Annotated in this window: 15 protein-coding genes; 2 read left to right on the forward strand and 13 right to left on the reverse strand. The window is 34.6% G+C overall.

Annotated features, from left to right (window positions below; all coding sequences use genetic code 11):
- Positions 1-304 precede the first annotated feature (304 nt).
- On the forward strand, positions 305-1,450 hold the full coding sequence (locus ACRD7B_RS21375; RefSeq protein ID WP_430826701.1) for a hypothetical protein: 1,146 nt from the start codon (positions 305-307) through the stop codon (positions 1,448-1,450).
- Positions 1,451-1,887: 437 nt separating this feature from the next.
- On the opposite strand, the gene ACRD7B_RS21380 is transcribed toward ACRD7B_RS21375, so the two are convergent.
- The gene (locus ACRD7B_RS21380; RefSeq protein ID WP_430826702.1) at positions 1,888-2,289 is read right to left on the reverse strand and encodes a hypothetical protein; all 402 of its coding nucleotides are present in this window, start codon (positions 2,287-2,289) and stop codon (positions 1,888-1,890) included.
- A 267-nt stretch (positions 2,290-2,556) separates the two neighbouring features.
- Here ACRD7B_RS21380 and ACRD7B_RS21385 point away from each other — a divergent pair, with 267 nt between their 5' ends.
- Positions 2,557-4,077, forward strand: coding sequence for a Fic family protein (locus ACRD7B_RS21385; RefSeq protein WP_430826703.1), 1,521 nt, complete (start codon positions 2,557-2,559; stop codon positions 4,075-4,077).
- 122 nt (positions 4,078-4,199) lie between these two features.
- Here the strand turns inward: ACRD7B_RS21385 and ACRD7B_RS21390 are convergent, their stop codons facing one another.
- The 12 genes from ACRD7B_RS21390 to ACRD7B_RS21445 all read right to left on the reverse strand — a co-directional run bounded on the left by ACRD7B_RS21390 (position 4,200) and on the right by ACRD7B_RS21445 (position 19,256).
- Positions 4,200-4,910: a hypothetical protein gene (locus ACRD7B_RS21390; RefSeq protein WP_430826704.1), complete on the reverse strand. Its 711-nt coding sequence runs from the start codon at positions 4,908-4,910 to the stop codon at positions 4,200-4,202.
- 10 nt (positions 4,911-4,920) lie between these two features.
- On the reverse strand, positions 4,921-5,937 hold the full coding sequence (locus tag ACRD7B_RS21395) for a DUF6371 domain-containing protein (RefSeq protein WP_430826705.1): 1,017 nt from the start codon (positions 5,935-5,937) through the stop codon (positions 4,921-4,923).
- 62 nt (positions 5,938-5,999) lie between these two features.
- Positions 6,000-7,046, reverse strand: coding sequence for an AAA family ATPase (locus ACRD7B_RS21400; RefSeq protein ID WP_430826706.1), 1,047 nt, complete (start codon positions 7,044-7,046; stop codon positions 6,000-6,002).
- Positions 7,036-7,437 carry a helix-turn-helix domain-containing protein gene (locus tag ACRD7B_RS21405; RefSeq protein ID WP_430826707.1) on the reverse strand — a complete coding sequence of 134 codons (402 nt, stop codon included), beginning with the start codon at positions 7,435-7,437 and terminating at the stop codon, positions 7,036-7,038. The genes ACRD7B_RS21400 and ACRD7B_RS21405 overlap by 11 nt, the downstream gene beginning before the upstream one ends.
- A 98-nt stretch (positions 7,438-7,535) precedes the next feature.
- Positions 7,536-8,324 carry a hypothetical protein gene (locus ACRD7B_RS21410; protein ID WP_430826708.1) on the reverse strand — a complete coding sequence of 263 codons (789 nt, stop codon included), beginning with the start codon at positions 8,322-8,324 and terminating at the stop codon, positions 7,536-7,538.
- Positions 8,325-8,464: 140 nt separating this feature from the next.
- Positions 8,465-9,982, reverse strand: coding sequence for a TolC family protein (locus ACRD7B_RS21415; protein ID WP_430826709.1), 1,518 nt, complete (start codon positions 9,980-9,982; stop codon positions 8,465-8,467).
- 2 nt (positions 9,983-9,984) lie between these two features.
- Complete coding sequence (locus tag ACRD7B_RS21420) at positions 9,985-13,041, reverse strand: efflux RND transporter permease subunit (RefSeq protein WP_430826710.1); 3,057 nt, start codon at positions 13,039-13,041, stop codon at positions 9,985-9,987.
- A gap of 3 nt (positions 13,042-13,044) precedes the next feature.
- Positions 13,045-16,251 (reverse strand): efflux RND transporter permease subunit, encoded by a 3,207-nt coding sequence (locus ACRD7B_RS21425; protein WP_430826711.1) that lies wholly within the window; start codon positions 16,249-16,251, stop codon positions 13,045-13,047.
- On the reverse strand, positions 16,251-17,336 hold the full coding sequence (locus ACRD7B_RS21430; protein WP_430826712.1) for an efflux RND transporter periplasmic adaptor subunit: 1,086 nt from the start codon (positions 17,334-17,336) through the stop codon (positions 16,251-16,253). Before ACRD7B_RS21430 ends, ACRD7B_RS21425 begins: the two co-directional genes overlap by 1 nt.
- A 105-nt stretch (positions 17,337-17,441) precedes the next feature.
- Positions 17,442-17,786, reverse strand: coding sequence for a hypothetical protein (locus tag ACRD7B_RS21435; RefSeq protein WP_430826713.1), 345 nt, complete (start codon positions 17,784-17,786; stop codon positions 17,442-17,444).
- Positions 17,787-17,880: 94 nt separating this feature from the next.
- Positions 17,881-18,939, reverse strand: a complete 1,059-nt coding sequence (locus ACRD7B_RS21440) for a hypothetical protein (RefSeq protein ID WP_430826714.1) — start codon at positions 18,937-18,939, stop codon at positions 17,881-17,883.
- 59 nt (positions 18,940-18,998) lie between these two features.
- Complete coding sequence (locus tag ACRD7B_RS21445; RefSeq protein WP_430826715.1) at positions 18,999-19,256, reverse strand: hypothetical protein; 258 nt, start codon at positions 19,254-19,256, stop codon at positions 18,999-19,001.
- Positions 19,257-19,885 lie beyond the last annotated feature (629 nt).

Genomic DNA, 19,885 nt, shown 5'->3' on the forward strand with positions numbered 1-19,885 from the left:
TGACTGGCAGTCAAAAGGTCAGCGGTTCGATTCCGCTATTCTCCACAATGAAAATAAAGGCGTTCGGGGGCTTCCACTCTGGGCGCTTTTTTTGTTTACATACTATTTGCATACAAGAATACCCATTTCTGATTATAGAGTAATCCCTTCACTGACCTATCGACAACTATCATCTAAAGCATATTTCTTCTAGAGAAAATGTGTGGGAATTCAGAATCAGTCTTATATTATCTGGTTTTTTTATAATAAAAAAATACATAGCTTATTTCTTTTTTTTCATTATGTTATTATGCTACTTTTGAGTATGCATAACAATATAGTATCACCATCACAAACAAAGGTTATTCATGATCTTGCTACTTTCGATGAACATTTCCAGAGAAAAGATCCAAAAGGAAACATCTATTATGAGATAAAGAATGCAGTAATTGATTGCGAAATTCCATATGAACACTTTCAAAATATTTTATTTTTAAGATGTACTAGCACAATCTTCTCTAGTCAATTTGTTGTGGACTTTAAGTCCACTAATAGCATATCCTTCAATACAGTTGAGTTCATTGAACGATTAAGTATCAGAGGGACATTGAAAGAAAATAGTGCCTTTCGAACAGTCACTTTCCATCAAGCATCATCTATCAGTCGTTTGACTTGCTTAAAACGCTTCGATTTTCAGAATATCACAATTAACAAAAGAGTTGAATTCTTTATAGAAAATCAATTTGTAGGTGAAGCAACCTTTTCTAACCTAACAAAGGTCAATGGTAACGAAGGTCTCTTTTTTTACGACACAACCTTCAAAGACAAAGTTTATTTTAGAAATATAGATGACCAATACCTATCGTTAAACTCATGCAAGTTTGAATCCATTCTATCTCTTAGTTTTGTTCATTTGCGAGAGCTTCTTCTGTCCGCTACAATTTTCAATTCTACGATTGAGAAAAATCAAGTATCTTTCGGACAGGGATCTAGGGAGGTCTTTAGGCAACTTAAGCACCAGATGCTAATAAATAATAACAAAATTGATGCATTAGAATTTCACAAATTAGAAATGAATGCATTTAGGACTGAAATAGAAAAAAGAAAATGGTATAATCCAGACAAATTGATACTTTTTCTTAACAGTATTTCTAACTCTCATGGAACAAATCCTTGGGTAGGAATAGCCTTTGTTTTAGGTGTATCTATAATTGGGTTTTTTCCTCAATTATTAGCACTGAGGGATAGTTATTTTGAATGGGGCTGGCATGGTTTTGAAAGGCAACTATTGGCTATTGGAACTACTATTAAATTATGGGTCAATTTCATAAATCCAGCTCATAGCATTAATTTTTTGGATGAGTACAACCCAAGAGCCATAACATATGTTTGGGATAATCTATGGCGTATATTTATCGGTTATGGATATTATCAAACCATTCAGGGATTTAGGAAATATGGAAGGTTATAAAAGTGCTAAAATATTTTTTCAAATATAAGCATACTTAATTTTCGCACCAAAGACTTATAATTATATCATAAAACCCCAAACCGTGAAACACATTTATAAAACCAGCTTATGAGACAGTCAATGGCTGTGTAGATCATGGAAGGAAAAATAGTCTCTCTAAACGGTGGTTTCAATTAACCGTTTAACAATTAATTCATCGATAATGATTAACAATTGTAGTTAATTGAATATTATTCGATTCCAAACCTAAATGTACTTGGGAAAGTTTCTTTTTGCGCAGTACTGAAGCGATTTCGCACACACAATGCGCATTCTTTGATGATTTGGTAGAAACATCAATGCGGACAGGAAGATGTATATTGCAATTTTTGCGATAGAAAAAAGCAATATTGCCCGCAATTAAACGGTAACTAACCGTTGCTTTTATCCGTTTACAGTTAAACGGATAATAACAAGGCTTCGTATTTTAATACTCTTGCTTCGTAAAAGCGCAACTGATTTTGCATTTCTTTAATTTTTGCGCAGTTTTGGTCAATGTTGGTTTTAACTGTTACAATTTGCTGTTGCAAGTTTGCTATTTCTAAATCATGTTTATTGATGGCACTAACAATATTGCTGCGGTAATTTTCAATGGCAATGCGCAAATTCGGATTATATACGTTGTTTAAATCAGATTCCGATTTCAAACGATTATGTGCAAATTCGTTTCCCTTCTTCTTTTCTGTAAGATATGCGCTATTTAGGTAATTGTTATAAAGTGCCAAATCAGAAAGATTGTTGCGTTTTAAAAGCTTCGCCTTTTCTCCTGTTTCAAAGGTTAATATTTCCTGATATTTCACTGTGAACTGCAGTTTACCTATGGTATAATTATTTTTGTACGCACAAGTTATTCTATATGTTTATAGTATAATGATACGATTGTGTATAATTTTAGACACAGGCAGTGAGCATCTAATTATATGATTATTAATATTATTTATTTATATTTGCGCGATACACTGGAAATCATTCAGCACATTACACTGTATATGACAAAGTCTAATAAACTGGATATTGTACAGCATTATAAACTGGAATTAATACAAAAACTTTAAAGGCATAAGATTATGGCTACCCCGCAAGAAAAATTGGCGCAAGCTCTTGAAGCATTACAAAAACTACAGAATGAAAAAGGTATTGCTGTTGTCCAATCAAGTGAATTAACACGCACGATCAAGGAGAGACTGGTAGCAAATGGCTTTTTAAAAGAAGTGGTTAAAGGCTGGTATATATCAACAAGGCCAGAAGAAAGGAAAGGTGATACTACTTCATGGTATATGTCTTTCTGGTACTTTGCTAAGGTATATTGTAATAATCGTTTTAAAGATGATTGGTGTTTATCACCAGATCAATCATTAATGCTTCACGCTGGTAATCACACTGTACCAGGGCAATTACTGGTGCGTTCTTCAATAGCGTCAAATAATAACCTTCAATTACCGCATAATACGTCAATTTTTGATACAAATCTGTCTGTTCCAGAAAAGAAGGATAAATCAGTTGTTGATGGGGTAAATCTATATTCACTCGAACATGGTTTGATTTCAGTTTCAGAAGATTTTTTCACTCGTCATGCAACCGATGCAAGAACTTGTCTGGCTATGGTTAAGGATAGTTCTATCCTTTTAGGAAAACTTCTTGATGGTGGACATAGTGTTATTGCAAGTCGTCTTGCTGGTGCATTTCGTAATATTGGTAATAATAAAATTGCTGACACAATTGTCAAAACTATGCAATCAGCAGGGTATGATGTTCGTGAGAATGATCCATTTGCTCAAAAGCTTTCGTTTGCTTTAAATGTAAGAGAAACATCCCCCTATGCCAACCGGATAAAGTTGATGTGGCACCAGATGCGAGAAACCGTCATTGCTAATTTTCCTGCTACACAGGAAGTACCGTCCGATATTGATGCTTATCTACAGGAAGTTGAAGACATATACGTAAACGATGCCTATAACTCACTATCCATTGAAGGATACCGTGTTACTACTGAACTTATTGAGCGAGTTAGAGGTGGTAATTGGGACCCTGAAATCAGTGAAGAGGACAAAAAAGAAAAAAATGCCATGGCCGCACGAGGGTATTATCAAGCGTTTCAAGCAGTAAAAAATAGTATCCAATTAATACTTGAAGGCAATAATGCAGGTGAGGTTGCAGGTAGGGAGCATAGTGATTGGTATCGTGAACTTTTTGCCCCAAGTGTTACCGCAGGTATCTTAAAACCTAGTGATCTTGCCGGGTACCGTAATAATCAAGTTTATATCAAAGGCTCTATGCACACACCACTTAATCCAGATGCATTACGTGATGCGATGCCTGTATTATTTGATTTATTGGAAGAAGAAACAGAAGCAAGTGTTAGGGCGGTTCTAGGGCATTTTATATTTGTGTATATACATCCATATATGGATGGTAACGGTCGTATTGGACGATTTTTATTTAATGTGATGTTGGCCTCAGGTGGTTATTCATGGACAGTGGTACCATTGAAACAACGTGATGCTTATATGGCTGCTTTGGAGCAGGCTAGTGTAAATGGTGATATTACCGCTTTTGCTCAGTTTTTGGGTGGATTGGTTGAAGTATAATATCTGGAAGCGTGACAAGGGATGAAGCTCAGATAGTTTATTAATTAGAATAACCTCTCGAGTAAAGAAGCCATTTGCCGCTGAGGAAACGACAAACAACCGTTGCTTTTATCCGTTTACAGCTAAACGGATAATAACAAGGTTTCATATTTTAATACACGAGCTTCATAAAAACGCAACTGACTTTGCAGTTCTTTGATTTTAGCGCAATATTGGTCAATGTTGGTTTTAACTGTTACAATTTGCTGTTGAAAGTTTGTTATTTCTAAATCATGTTTGTTGATAGCACTAATAATATTACTTCGGTAATTTTCAACGGATATGCGCATATTAGGACTATATGCATTGGTTAAATCAGATTCCGATTTTAATCGGTTGTGTGCAAATTCGTTTCCCTTCTTCTTTTCTGTCAAATATGCGCTATTTAGGTAGTTATTATAAAGAGCCAAATCAGAAAGATTATGACGTTTTACTAGTTTAGCCTTGTCGCCAGTTTCAATGGTTAATATTTCTTTCTGGAACTTCAATATTTGCGCAGAATACTCAGTTTTTAAGGTTTCAATTTGCGCAATTTCTGAATTAATGAGTTCCATCTTGGTTTCACACTCTTTGGCTTTAGAAATAAGAAAGGTGGTATCTATATCACCTTTGATAACGATTTCCTTTTCTTGATTTTGCGCGTTTTCTGCAATTGTTGGCAAGTTGGATTTAGAGTTTTTGCGCTGTTTCTTCTGGTAATTGTAAGCAGCACGGCATTTGTCGGAACAGCATATCGCATCTGAACGTTTGGGCGTGAATGATGCGCTGCAATTAAGGCATGTTTTGGTATTCATATTTTAATGTTTAATCGATTAATACTAAATCTAATTTTTCAACGAATAGTGATAGGTTTGGATTTTTATCTGTTAGCGCATTTAAACGTTTAAGCTCTTCGGATATTGGCTCTATTTCTTCTTGCCATTTATGCTTAATCAAAAAATCGGCAAGGTCTAAACCATCTTCAATCTCCTCTTCATTGGCGTATTTTTGTAATAAATCAGAGATTACAAACTTGACTTTTGTAGTTTTCTCAATATCAAGCGCCCTATTAGTCCAATCATCAATGGCATTTAGGTCGGGGTAGAGTACAATGGTTTTTCCTTCAAGTATTTTGCATCTTTCTGCGCTAAAGTTTTGCATTCCACCAGTTGCCAACCATGTAAATTTTGGCAAGTAAGCACTAGCAATAACTGCGGTCTTTTCACTCTCAACAAGGGCAATAGGCTTATTCTCTTTTAATAGATGCTCACCGAACAAACACTGTTTTTGATTGAAGTTTTCAAGATTTAGCGCAGAATGTACCCATGTGAAATAGTTTCTTGGTTTCTTAACTCGCTTTCCTGTAGTAGCGTCATATAGCATAATCTTACCAGTTCTGGCTCTTTCATTAACATCATTCTGCCAAAACACAGTTGCACCTTGCCATTTTCGAGATGTACCAATACTGTAAACATTGACTAATTCTAAGGTTTTGAGTTGTCCAAAAATGCTGTTTAAAAAAGTTGCAAAATTATTCTCGTCATAACGCTGCATAGATGCTCTAACAGTTTCGGTACTTATGAATGAAATTACTTCTTCAACGTTCTTTATGGGTTGCATTCGCGGTATGAAATGAGTTAAGGGATCTGCGCTTTTTTTCTTGTAAGTATGTAGTTGAATTACTTCACCACAATGTTGGCACGTTCCTAGTCCCTTTCGCCAGTCTAGCATCATACATTTCTCCTTACTTTTCTTACGATGTTCAGAACAAAGTGGACAAATACTATATCTTCTCCCTTCGGGTAGATTGTATTGGTTATATTTCTCTATTTCAAAGTTCATAATTGAAAGATGGTTGTGTAACGGGTGTAACAAGCGTAACACTGTTACGTGTGTTACACCTGTTACAGATTGTGCCTTTTTAAAACTCTTCCAACATTCATTGCATTAGTGCCAAGTTGTTCTGCTATTTTCCTATTACTTAGGCCTGAGTTTTCTTTTTTGAGTTGAAGGATGTTTTGTTCTACCTCTGCTCTCTCGGATTTGTCAATTTGCTTGAGGTGTTCTATTTCAGAACCAAAATCAACAAAATGAAACTCAAGAAAATTAGTTTGCTTATCAATTTCACAGACAATAACATTTTCGGTATCATAAACTTGCTCTGAATTACGCTGTTTAATCTGCTTGATGTAGCGTAAGCTTTTGTCTTTATGACTTAAACCGATGGCAAAACTGCTATCTGTAAAATTTGATAACATCTTGCTGCCTTGGATGTCATTAACCGTTATCTGTTTTGATGAATCTCTTTTGGGAGTATGCGCTAAAACTAAAATGGATAGGTCATATTTTTTCTTAAGCGCTTTTAAGTGTTTCATCAGAGGTAAGGCATCTTTGGCTTTCTCATTATCATTGCCAAGAAAGGTAATATTGTCAATAATTAAAATTCGAGCGTCCGTATCTACAATGGCTTTTTCCAATGATTCATTTAGGAAGTTCTCAAACGTTACATTGGGCGGTAGTTCCGCATCGGTGTTTATCTCAACTCTTTGAAAGCATTCATTAAAACGATAATGGTTTGTGTAATTTTCTGAATACCTAACTTCAAACTGCTTGTCTGATAGTTCAAAGTCAAAATAGAGAACTTTCTGCTGTTTAGCTTCAAGTTTAAAACCCCTTATAGGTATGCCTTTAGAAATACTATTGGCAATCTGTACAGCTAAGATACTTTTCCCAAGATTGGTATCTGCAAACAATATACACAATTCACTTTCGTGCCAAAATTCAGAGAAAAGCATTTTGGGTATTGGTCTGTTTTTCGCTTCCTCAATCCACTTATTAGCAGACTTAACTACGAACAACCCTTTAATAGCTTCTTCGCCCTCAATAATTTGCGATTGTTTTAATGCATCTTCCTTAATGGCATCAAGCGTTATGGAGCTTTTATTTTCCATTTGATACACCTCCCTTTCTGATGTTCAAATAGTCTAATGCGCTCTCTGCTAGTTCATCATTAGTCTTTACTCTACCAGAATGAATATACTCAAGAAGAGCTTCATGTGAAAAATAAAGGCGTTTCCCTTTTTTCATATGTGGTAGTTCACCACGACTAACCTTTGAATAAACGGTTGGTTTTTCCAAATGTAGTACTTTGCAGGCCTCATCAATATTGAGGAGTTTGTCTTGAGTTTCGCTCTTATCTGTGTTTAATAACGGTGCTACTTGGTTAGCAAGTTGGTTTGCAACCTGATTGGCAATTGCCGAAGCAATGTTGTTAATAAACAAATTGGTGGCATCAATTGCCTTTTCGTTTGTGCTGTTTTGTAATAATGTGGACTTGTCCATAAATCTGTTTTTGAATTTTGAAACAAACTTATGGATGGTTTGCACCGTGTATTATTTTGTGTAAATACACGACTTTTTACATGTTGATATTCATTCGCTTATAGTTGGTGAGGTTTTTCTATATACGCAATTAGGAGAGGGGCATTTGTCATTTCTATGAGTGTTTGTTTGTAACCTTTGCCAAATGATTTCTTAATTGCATCTTCCTGTTCACTATAAAATTCCTTAAATGCTCTATAAAAACCTTGCCCGTTTTTAAGAGGGTAGTTGTCTTCTGCGAATTTCTTTATTAACTTATAATCAAATTGGTCATTGTCATTTAAAGGGAAAGTTGCTTCAAGTCCAGCATTGATTTTAAATATATGCAATAACGCATACCATTTAGCAGATATTTTCTTTACCCGATTAGTGTCTTTATTTTCTTCAAGATATAGCTTTATCTCCTCAATATACTCTTTTTCATCTTCAAACCATTCGCTAATGTAATCAAGGTACTCAGGTTTTTGGTATCTAGACCTCATTACCTGACTATTTAGCTTGTGCCGTCTTTTGCGATTTATGACATCAATTCTATGCTTTTGTATATCATTAATTTTACCCTCTTCATGTAATGTAAGTGTATTTATTTGAGATAGAATTGCAGTTGTTTTTTGCGCAAGAAACTGATGGAAGGTTTTATTTGAATATATATCTATCTCTATTTCATTGACTTTATCATTTAGTGTCCATTTGCTTTGTTTTACAATTGGTAATTCCTTGGAGAACTCACCCTTTAGATGCTCAAACATCTCCAGTTCAAATGGAAATATATCCAACCATTCCTGGTATATTTTAGAAAGCTCAACTACGGCCTGATTAAAAGTCTCTACGTCTTTAATTTTATTCAAATTCAATCATTTATTAGCCATATCTCGTTTGTCATCATCTGCTAAGCCTGCGATATTGCCGTCCATTCTTAGAGTTAATTTTGCCTCTAAGTTAATTCTATTTTCCTCCGACCTAAGTGCTGCAATACTGAAAATATCAATTAATTCTTCAACAAGGCTTCAAAATCTTCCACCAATTGTACATTCTTTCTAAAGTCAAATAAGGTGAAATGCCGGACTTCATAATAGTTCAACCAATACTGATAAAGACTACTGATGTATTTCAAACTGGCATTATCTTTAGCTTGTTGTGATAAGGTCAATTTTTGAACATCAACATTTCCTTTTCTAAATCGCTGCTCTGTTAATTGATAACTCTCAAGGGCTAATTGATCAGATCTTGAGGCAGATTGCACCTTATTATATTGCAAATTAAATCCAAGCACCTTGGTGATTACTTCTTGTTCAAATGATTGAATCGCTTGCTCTACTGCTATTCGGGTTATTTCTTGCCTGGATTGTGCCATTTTAAACTGACCTTTTCGTTTTCCCCAATCTAGGATTGGTACATTTAAACTAATGCCTAATTGCTGATAATCGTCAAAATCAGGACGGTAAACATTACCAATGCTTCCATTTACAGGAATATCATTGTTATAATCATAGTATCCATCCGCTTTATTTATACCGTAGGAAATACTTAAGTTTGCTTGAAATCTGTTTTTTGCTTTCATTTCTGCAACCTCTTGTTCGGATGACAGCACATTTATCTCGTGTTCAATCATCTGAGCATTACGATCAAGTGCCACCCTCAAAGCCTCTTCTTCCGGAATTTGAAGATCAATAGCTTCAGGCAACAATAATTGAGGATCGATTTCAGATGGCAAACGCAAGAATGTTATAAACGCTTCTTTTTCTTTGCGATATTGAAGTAATGATTCTTCAACTCTAATTTGAGCATTGTTTTGGTTAAGTCGCAATTCCATTAATTCTGCCTTATCAACAGTACCTAACTCAAACCGACGCTCTGCAATATTAAGCAGAGTATCGATGCTCTGTAAATTATAATCAGCCATTTCTTTCTCCATATTGGCCATGGCCAAAGCAAAGAAATATTGACAGGTTTTCATATTAGTGAATTCAACATCATGCAAATACTGCAACATGGCTTTTTCGTACTTCTTAGGCTCTAGTTTATGATCCCATTTAAACTCATTGTATCCAAATAACTCTTGTTGATATCCGATACGGAAAGGCCGAGATGAAAATTGCGTGTATGGAGTAGATCCAAAGTTTTCATTTCGGTCCAAATCTGTTTGCATAAAAAACGTACCACCTGTCACTCCAACATTCTGAATTACCATTAAGGAGGCATCTGAATTTAAAGTTTGTGTCCGAACAAAGTCCTCGGTTTCGGTTACGGAGTTATAACGTAACTGATTGGCATTTGTATATGAAACCAAGTTTGTGCGAAACTCCAAAGAAGGTAAGAAATTGGCCTTATAGCTTTTATATTGCCAATAGTCTGCCAGGTAGGTGTTTTTTACTAAAAAAGATTGTAAGGACTGCGTTTGTGCTAAACGCAAAGCATCATCCAAATTTAGTTGCATTAATTGCTGTGCACTTAAGCTAAAATAACACACCAAGGATAAAAAAAGTATTTTATATTTAAGTCTCATATCTATGCTTTATTCTTATTCAAATAATAGTAACACAAGGGTATAAAATATAAGCTTACCAAGGTTCCAAGTAGCATTCCTCCTATGACCGTTAAAGCCAGTGGCTTTTGCAGTTCACTACCCATATCGTTTGCAAATAAAAAGGGAACCATTGCAAAAATGGTTGTCAAACTAGTCATCAATATTGGTTTCAGGCGCCTTTTACCAGCTGTCTCAATGGCTTGCAGAAGTCCCATTCCTTGTCGCCATAATTGATTAATGGTATCAATTTTAAGTATTGAATCATTAATGATAATACCACTCATTACGATTATCCCAATCATAGCCATTAGGTTAATAGTACCTCCAAAAATCCATAACAAACCCAATGCCCCTGCAATATCAATTGGCACTTCGAGCAAAACAATCAATGGCTGGCTGAGACTCTCAAACTGTGCAGCCAATATAAAATACAATAGTGCCAAAGCAATTAGCATAACAATTACCATTTCTTTAAACAGCAAGCGAGCTGAAAATAATTGACCTGAAAAGCTGGTATGAATACTAGTATGAGACTGTAAACCTTCTTTTATTTTTTTAGCTAATCTATGTGGATCTTCCTTCTCCACATTAAAAAAGGGAACAGCAAGGTACTCACCATCTTTACCTCCTGTAATGGTTTTACAATATTGTTTTGCTCGAATAGTGAGCAAATGACGAACAGGGATTTCAATATCATTTTTATTTTTAACGCTTAGTTCTTTAAGAATAGTATTAATTGTTCTTTCCTTATCTGATATTACTATTGGAATATACAAAGTACGCGATCGCAAAACACTAACTTGATATTCATTTAAAGCAGCTTTTAATCGAGTAAATAACCTTTCTTGATCCACCTCATACAAAGCTAGCTTTTCCGCCTGTACCAATACTTGCATAAACGATTCCTTCGCAAAGCTCTCAATTCTATAGTCAGGATAAGCAGCTTGAAGTTGGTCAATAATAGTAGTTGATTCTGGAACATCAGGTACACCTTTCGAAAGCTGACTGCTGATGCGCACAACAAAAGGGGCTTCATCATCGGCAAATAAGCGCTCAAAAATAGTTTCAGGGTGACTAAATTCCAGTTTACTTTTCTGGTATGATTGATTAATTACTTTATTAATATCATTTCTCAGCTGTTCTTCATCACAATCTGCTATTAATTCTAAATGTACTAATACTTCATTGGAAGAAAGATCCAAATTATTCATAACATATTGCTGCGTTCCAATATATGCATTAGACGTTATGACTTGATCTTCTAAATGTGATAATAAATTTGTGATTCTCTGTGTACTTTCCTTAATATGAATATTCTCATTCCAATCAATCTTTACCAATAATTCATCTTGCTCGAATGCCGGGAAACGCTCTTTCTTCATACTAATTCCCAACAACACACCCAAACCAATGAACATTAGGAAGGTAACAAAGAGCATACGTTTTCTTTTAAATACCCAATGCCAGCCTTTCTCATAAATATCCTCGGCATTAAAAAATTGGATCGCATTTAGCCACTTTTTAGTCTTGCTATCCGATTGTTTTGACTTTGATTTTAACCAAAATAAGTGGTACAAAGTAGGCAATAAGGTAATAGAAACAAGTAATGATGCCAATAGTCCAATCGCTACCGCAACAGCCTGATCGTAAAACAGAGCTCCCGAAATTCCACTTACGAATATTAGTGGAAGAAACACAGCACAAGTGGTCAGAACCGATGATATCAGAGGGCGAATAACTTCATTGGTTCCTTTGATACAAGCCATAGTCAATGTGGCTCCTCTCTCGCGTTGCTGGGTAATATTATCAATAACAATTATGGAATTATCAATCATCATACCTATACCCAATATCAAGCCGGATAAAGAAATAATATTCAAGGATAAATCCATTAAGTGAAAGAATAGCAAGCTGATAATTAAAGAAACAGGAATGCTAAAACCAATCAGCCAAGGAGATCGCATATCTTTCATGAAGAAAAACATGATTAAAAAAGCTAATAGGCCACCTACCAAAAGACTTTGTAACAAGTTATCAATCGCATAATCTAGAATTGCCGTTTGATCACGAGATACTGCAAAACTTATTTCAGGATAATCTTCTCGAAATATTTGTAGTAAATCACTTACCTGCTCCTTTAAATCAGCCATACGGGCATCACTTTGTTTAATAAGAGCTAGCGATAAAGCTGTATGCTGATCCTGCATAAACATTCCTTTCTGGGAGCGCGATCGCATACCAATATCAGCAATGTCTTTTAATTGCAATAAACGGTTGTTGGTTTTGATAAACAGATTCTGAACATCCTCTACATTACTAAGCGAATTGGCAAAGCGAATGTTGTATTGATATTGCCCATCGATAACCTGCAAAGATCCTAAGGAGATATTATTTTCTCGCAGTACCTTTTGTATCTGACTATGAGAAATGTTTAATGTTTCTAATAGTTCATTATTCGGGAGTATATACAATTCTGGCCATATTTGTCCAGTTACATCTACCATAGCTACCTGTGGTAATTGCTCCAGTCGTTTTCGAATTACAGCGTTTACAAATTCGCTTAATTCCATAAAATGAGCGGTCTCATTTTCTGATTGTACTTTTTTATTAGAATGAACATTAATATAAAATACTGGTAGATCTGTAGCACTTGCTTTAATAATAGCGGGGCGCTCCACATCTCGGGGCATGTTTCGCATTACTGCATCTACCTTTTCATTAACATCAATAAAAGAGTAATTAACATCCGTTCCGTATTTAAATTTAAGGCGAATTAAAGCCAAGCCATCTTTTGATTCACTTTTGATATCCTCTAAATGTGCCACCTGCATTAACCGCTGTCGCATTGGCTTAACTATACTAGTTTCTAACTCCCTAACTGACACCCCTTCTTGTTCAATTTTAACGGTAATTTCAGGAATGTCAATATCAGGCATCAAGGATATTGGCAACAAGCCACTTGCAACAGCTCCAAGTAGAAGAATTGCAACAAAGCTCATGATGACAGCTATGGGTCTATTTATCAGGAATTTTACCATTTCTTATTCATTCTCCTCGTTAATTGGGTTATCGTTTGGTTTTAAGCGAATACGTTTGTATGAATTACTAACTACTAACTTTAATAAAAGAGGCAGCCAGATAATCAAAGCAAGCAAGCTAAACAATAACCCTCCTATTGCACCAGCAGCTAAAGAAAACCAAAAACCATCGCCTCTACCTCCCAATAAAAAAGGAACAAAACCAAGAGTACTGGAGATAATAGTTAGTAATATGGGCGTTATTTTATGATTATAAGCTTTTGTATATAGGCGTATTTTTGAAGCATACACAATAGACTTTCTATTGTTATTATAATCGTTGATAATATAGAGCGCCGAGTTAACTGTTAATCCACAAATTAATATGAGTGAAGCATAGCCTCCTTGATCAAAGGGTAACTTAAACAAAGTAAAAGTGAGAAAAACACCGATAAAAGAGATTGGAATCATTGCTATAACAGCTAATGGCTGTAACAGTGACTCTAACAAAATGGCACAAATTATATAGATTATCAGAATGAGCAGAAATAACAACCAGTACTGCGATTCTTCATCATAATTCCAGCGCCAAGCGTAAGCATCTTTTTTAGCAATATAACCTAATGGTAAATGTTTATTTATCATCTCCACATTTCGATCTAAAACCCGTTTTGACAGTTGATATGGCCCAATAAAATCGTAAGTTACTACGATACGATATTGCTGATTCAGTTTATTTATAGATGCATCCGAGCGTACCTTCTCAATGTTTGCCACATTTTTAAACCGGGTTGATTTACCATTTTCATTCGTTAACAAACTATTTTTAATACTCCATAACTCAGCATCATCCTTAGTGTTTGGATGCAACACGACAGGTAATAACTCTTTATCATGTGTTACATAGTGAATAATGTTTTCTTTTGGTGATAGTGTTAGTAAATGTTCATATAACTGTCCTATGGTAAAATCACTTTGCACCAATCGATCCATGTTAACATTAGCGACAAACTCATAACGCGGTTTGCCATAAAAACGCTGCTCGGTTCTAATAAATACCTCCTGAATACGCTGATGCTTCAATAATTCCTTTTTCAAGAAATCAGCATAACCCATCAGGTCATCAAAGTTATAACCTGTTAGTAGAATACTACTATTGTGATTCCCTTCATAAAGCTTATTGCTAAAACCACGTCCCACACCGAAGATACCAAAATCGGCACCACCCGTTTCAACCGCTTTCGTTTCTAATAGTTGTTTTAAATAATAAGGAAAAGTAGTATGTTCAGCTTCTTTCTTAAAGGAAATCTCAATGCTTGATCTATCAACACTTCTAATACGAGAAATAAAACGTTCTATTTCATCAAAACTAGCCAGGTAGTTCTCAAGATCGACAAAAACCTTATTCATTTGCTCAAGTGTAGCACCATCGGGCATGCTAATATTTACAGTTAACTTTGTTCGGTTATTATCCCAATCAAACTGGTTCTCCTCCATATAATTAGAAAAGAGGTAAAAACTACCGCCAAATATTTTCTCCAACCATGGTTTAACATCATTTACAAAAGTGGCATTCCCTATCGTCTTGTTATAGGTCTTCTCCCAGGAAGAGAGTTCCGTTTCTTTATTTTTTGATTCAATCTGATCGGGTAATAAATGAAATGGAATACCAAATCCCAATATGACGATTAATATAAAAACCAATTTAAAACGATAGGTAAATAAAATCAGTTGTCCATAATATGTACTTATCCGATTAATACTACGTCTTCTTTTTATTACTGCTGTGCTTCTGTTGCTTTTTAATTCTACCTTATCCGTTAAAGCAGGTATAAAAAATAATGCCACAAATAAGGATACCGCCAGATTAACTAACATCACCAGAGCAAAATCAATGAGATTTAGCTGTTGTTCTTTCTTTAAAAAGAATATTATTGACAAGGCTCCCATCGAGGTTAAAGTAGCTGCTAGGATAGCCAGGAAGGCTTTATTATTCTTGTGTAAGCGGCGGTGATCGGCCATGATGATGGTATTATCAATGATAATACCTAATGATACGGTTATGCCCGCTAATGAGTACAAATGAATTTCGATGCCAAAGCTGTAGAAAAAAATGACTGCATTGGCCAAATTAACTAGCAGGCTAAGTCCAATAATTAACAGGTATCGCCAACTCCGGCTTACGAGAAAAATAAAAACTAATAATATTAAAATAACTAAACCTGAGCGAAATACAATGGTTTTCAACTCCTTATTTAATTGCTTTGAAGCATCATAACTCACCATCAAAGAGTAATTCTTGGGAAAACTTGCTTCCACCTTTTTTATCTGTTCATATACTTTATTGGCTACTTTTATCTGATTTGCACCTTTGGCTGCGTATATGTTTAGATAAATCGTATTAAGACCATTAATACGAAAATAGGAATCAGGATCTTGTTCTCTTAATTTAATTTTAGCTACATCTGTTAATCGAATAATTCGCCCTTTGTAATTGCCTACAATAATTTCATTCCAGTTAACTTCTTCCGACCTATTGGAGCTAAAAGCAAGGAAAGTATAAACGGTATCAGAGCTTGATTCATACTTTCCTCCGCCCAGATCACGCTCTTGATAATAACGTATAATTGACTGACTTAGCTCATCTGGATTTATAGATAATGTATTTAATTGCTTTGAATCATATGTGATTTCCCATTCAAGCGGTTTAGCACCTGTAGCTTCAGCTAATTCCACATCGCTTATAAGGCCCAAACCTGGGACAATATAATCTTTGGCATATTGTTGAATACTTAGGGGCGAACCCTCACCATTGAGGGCATAAGTAATTAAAAGTTGTTTATCAGTACTATTTTGAGATGCATTGCTGACCAATGGTCTTGATACGCCTTCGGGTAATTTAGAATAGGCGTGCCGCATCAAAGAAGCTATCTCAAAACGGATGGCATCTAAATCACATCCATCCTTGAAATTCATTTTAATATATGCTCGCCCTTTAAATGACGAAGAACTAATTTCTTCCAAACCTTTGATAGACGACAAAACGCCTTCGAGCGGTGAGGTTACTTCTCGTTCAATAATTTCAGACGAGATATCAGGCCAATAATAACTCACATACAGGTGTGAACTTGTATTAGCTGGTAATAATTGTATACTCAATAGCGGCACTAAACTACAACCAATTAGGCTAAGTAAAATAAAAATGATATTTACGGAGAAACTATTCTTCATTATTCAGTGAACACTGACACCGCAGTTTCGTGCGCTAAATTCAGATTATTGCTAATAATAACTTCCTGTCCAGGTTTTAAGCTTCCATCTGTAATGGTAACATGTGTAGAATTTTCTTCACCTACTTCAACATATACCCATTTCGCCAAGCCATCTTCATGAACGAATACCACTTTACGATTTTGACGATACAATACAGCTGATTTAGGAATAACAATACAATCTTTAATTTCCTTTTTGATTATTACCTTAGTATTCATGCCATCAACCAGTTTACCCTCTGGATTATTAACATCTGCCTTAACTTCGATCATACCATTTTCATCGATTGAAGGATTTACCGAACTAATATGACCAATAAAGCTCTTATTGGGCAAAGCATAGGGAACTAGTTCAACCGCGCTTCCTTTTTCAACAAAACTCATTTCGCTCTCTAGTACAGAAAATTCAACCACCATTACAGCATCGTTTATCACCTCGCAACATTTTTCGTAAGCCGATGATGGATTGTGTACTTGAGCTTCCAGATTTGAAACCACTCCTTCAAAAGGAGCTCTAATGGTTGTGTTATCAAAATTATATTTTGCCTCGCTTAGGTTGCTTAATGCCTGATTATAGCCACTTCGAATCTTAGCTATTTTAAGCAAATTAGGAGGCATGGTAGCGGTATCCTTCATTGAATAACTATAGCCAAGAATTTGATCTTCTAGGTCGATACGTGCTTTTTCAAAGAGATTCTGACAATCTGTAAAGGCTTTCTTATATTGAAAAGATTCTACTTGAGCCATCTCTTGGCCTTTCGTAACACGTTGACCGTTATTGACTTTTAAGTCAATAATCTGTTCTTGTACTTTAAAAGGGATAGCTGCCTTCTCAGCAGCTATTAAGTGGCCATTGCTATTTAATTCTTGTAAAAAAACATCCTCACATACAGTCTGTACCACAACACTTACAGTTTGCTTCTCAATTTGAGATCTTTTAGTAATATACTTTACTGCATTCTTATCAACTTCTGGACTGCTACATCCGCTCACAATAACTCCTATAACACAAATCACTCTAACGAGCATACTCCATTGATTCATAAATAGATTATTTTTATCATACTATAATAGTTGCCAAACGCTCTAATTAAGACAGCATTCTACATACGAAAAACTGAAGCAATGTTAATTAATTGGCTCAAAACCTTACAATTTAATTATTGAAACTTTTCCGACACCATTATTTATTATACTTATATGAACAATATCAGAGAAATCACTATTTGAAAATGGTGTAACTCTAACATATCTAAACTCACCATGATATATTCGACCTAAATTCTCGACATATTTCACCCAATCATCGCTTTCACACAGAATTATTGTTTTTTTGATCTTAGATTCATTTAGTCGAATCAGATGCCCTTCGATACATACAGAGCAAGCTTCATTAGGTATATAAAGGAATTCGTTTTGAGGGTTCAGTAGGTTTATATTATTATTACTAAGCCAACTTTGAATGGCGGAAACAAGCAATTTTTCCTTCTTCAAGATTAAATTGGAATCCGCAGGTATCTCAATTTTCCTGAAATATAAATAAGAACAAAAAACTATTACGAAAACTAATAAAGAGCCTATTAATCCTTTATAAATTATATTGGTCATTGAATATTTCTTGCTTAGATAAGTAGAATCTTTCATTTTCATAGAATAAAATAAATAATTTATTGGATAATTTATCAATATCAAACGACATACATACTTTGTCCGTTATAACTTTTCTATTGTTCTTATTATTCCAATTTAGAAAGTAAAACTCTGAAAAATCATGTTCATTTGATTGATAATATTTTGTATACATGAGCAAAATGCCATGCCTTGTTGATCTGATTTCAGATTGATATCTAACAGGATCAAATTCTGATATTAATTGATTTTTTCCCGAATACTGCAATTGTTTTTGTCGTTCAATAATCTTGCTATACATATAATCCCCATCTAAACTAAAAAAATCGACTTGACCTAACATACTTGAAGCTAGAGAAATCGTCTTGATACATGGTGTGTACAATGAGCTTATTGTATTGTAAATTGGATAGGAGTTAATTGTAGAAACTCCATTCTCTAATTCCGGCAGAAATGGTATACTTTTAATGTGTTTGGTTGAATAATAGAATAATGAGAATCTCGAGTTTTCAAAACTATTGTCAGGAGTATATATTAGTGTATCTCGATTTTTATATATTATTTCTTCTGGGCTAAAAACTTGATTTGGCAATAATTCAATATCAGGGGTATATGAATGATCTTCTATTGCTCTATTTATTTCAACAATACAATATTTTCGATTTCTAGAATCGTAAATGTCAACCATTATATCATTGTCTCCTTGATAAGTCTTAATTATTCTAGGAGATAAATATTCGTTTGGTCCACGTCCCCTTTTGCCAAAGAGTCCCACTAATTCTAGTGAATATTTATTATATACCTGAAAAAAAAACTCACCTTTAGAATTTGTCACAATAACATATTCTCCTGCTACACTAACATATTTTGGTTGGATTAGTTCAATCCTACTATCATGAGAAATATTAATAGTGTCAACAAAATCAAAATTCACATAATCATCCGATGATAATTCGGTTCGGTGGTGGCAAGAAATGAGTAATGTTGTAACTATAACTACTAATAATTGTTTAAGCATAACTATATAAATTAGTCGTAATGCTACAAGTTGAAGTAAATCCAACCTGTAGCGTTTTATTAATTACTAAAAGTACATTTGCCTGGTCTACTATAATACATGCAATCCACTTTAGCACATTCTGTATCGATATCACAAGGCCTTGCCGTATCATTATTAAAGATTCCGTAAGTCAGCTTATCATGGCATGTCACAGTAACAGTAACTCCACCTCCATCTGGCTCCGGATCAACAGTAAGTTCATATTGATTAGCATAAGTCATAAAAGAAAATGTAAATAAAATTGCTATGGAGAATAATACAATTATTTTTTTCATAATTTTAATAATATTATAGATTATCATCCTTTGTAGGTGATGATTTTCTCCTTTATATAATATTTTGCATCAAGCCTTATATCCTCCTTGAAGTATAAATGCTCTTAATTTATCCTATCTTTGTTACATACCTCCTTTCTCCCGCCACGATAGATATCGTGGGTTATCGGGATTAATTGTTGTGTAAAGGCAGTTCTAATGTTGTGCTCAAACAAAAGTTAGAGCTGCCGTTTTCAATAAAATTGTCTGTTAGTTTAAAGCATGCAGAAATAGCATGCCCACAGAACTTAATGTTCCATTATTTTTTCTCAATTTCAAGTTGTGTTGCTTATAGGTACAACGATTTTGAGATCTTTCGGAGAGCTTAGGTTAGGTTGAAAGAAATCAGAATTTCCCAATTCTTATTACAAGAATAGTTAATTATTGTTTATTATCCAAAAGTTAAAAAGAGTATAAATATTGAATTCTACAATTATGCGTTAATAAATAAACACACAAACAATATCTAAATTTCTTTAGTAATTTACATAACGGCAAGCCTTCCCCCTACAAAACTTCGCTTAAATCTACAATCATCACTCACAACCTCCTCTGTATCAATGCTTCATTATAGTAAAAAATAATCAAAA

It is taken from the genome of Carboxylicivirga fragile (assembly GCF_050589805.1).
Lineage (GTDB): Bacteria > Bacteroidota > Bacteroidia > Bacteroidales > Marinilabiliaceae > Carboxylicivirga > Carboxylicivirga fragile.

Bases quoted from the DNA above. Each gene is read 5' to 3' on its own strand.
- ACRD7B_RS21375 (WP_430826701.1), top strand. From the start codon at position 305: ATGCATAACAATATAGTATCACCATCACAAACAAAGGTTATTCATGAT.
- ACRD7B_RS21385 (WP_430826703.1), top strand. From the start codon at position 2,557: ATGGCTACCCCGCAAGAAAAATTGGCGCAAGCTCTTGAAGCATTACAA.
- ACRD7B_RS21390 (WP_430826704.1), bottom strand. From the start codon at position 4,910: ATGAATACCAAAACATGCCTTAATTGCAGCGCATCATTCACGCCCAAA.
- ACRD7B_RS21395 (WP_430826705.1), bottom strand. From the start codon at position 5,937: ATGAACTTTGAAATAGAGAAATATAACCAATACAATCTACCCGAAGGG.
- ACRD7B_RS21400 (WP_430826706.1), bottom strand. From the start codon at position 7,046: ATGGAAAATAAAAGCTCCATAACGCTTGATGCCATTAAGGAAGATGCA.
- ACRD7B_RS21405 (WP_430826707.1), bottom strand. From the start codon at position 7,437: ATGGACAAGTCCACATTATTACAAAACAGCACAAACGAAAAGGCAATT.
- ACRD7B_RS21415 (WP_430826709.1), bottom strand. From the start codon at position 9,982: ATGAGACTTAAATATAAAATACTTTTTTTATCCTTGGTGTGTTATTTT.
- ACRD7B_RS21420 (WP_430826710.1), bottom strand. From the start codon at position 13,041: ATGGTAAAATTCCTGATAAATAGACCCATAGCTGTCATCATGAGCTTT.
- ACRD7B_RS21425 (WP_430826711.1), bottom strand. From the start codon at position 16,251: ATGAAGAATAGTTTCTCCGTAAATATCATTTTTATTTTACTTAGCCTA.
- ACRD7B_RS21430 (WP_430826712.1), bottom strand. From the start codon at position 17,336: ATGAATCAATGGAGTATGCTCGTTAGAGTGATTTGTGTTATAGGAGTT.
- ACRD7B_RS21440 (WP_430826714.1), bottom strand. From the start codon at position 18,939: ATGCTTAAACAATTATTAGTAGTTATAGTTACAACATTACTCATTTCT.
- ACRD7B_RS21445 (WP_430826715.1), bottom strand. From the start codon at position 19,256: ATGAAAAAAATAATTGTATTATTCTCCATAGCAATTTTATTTACATTT.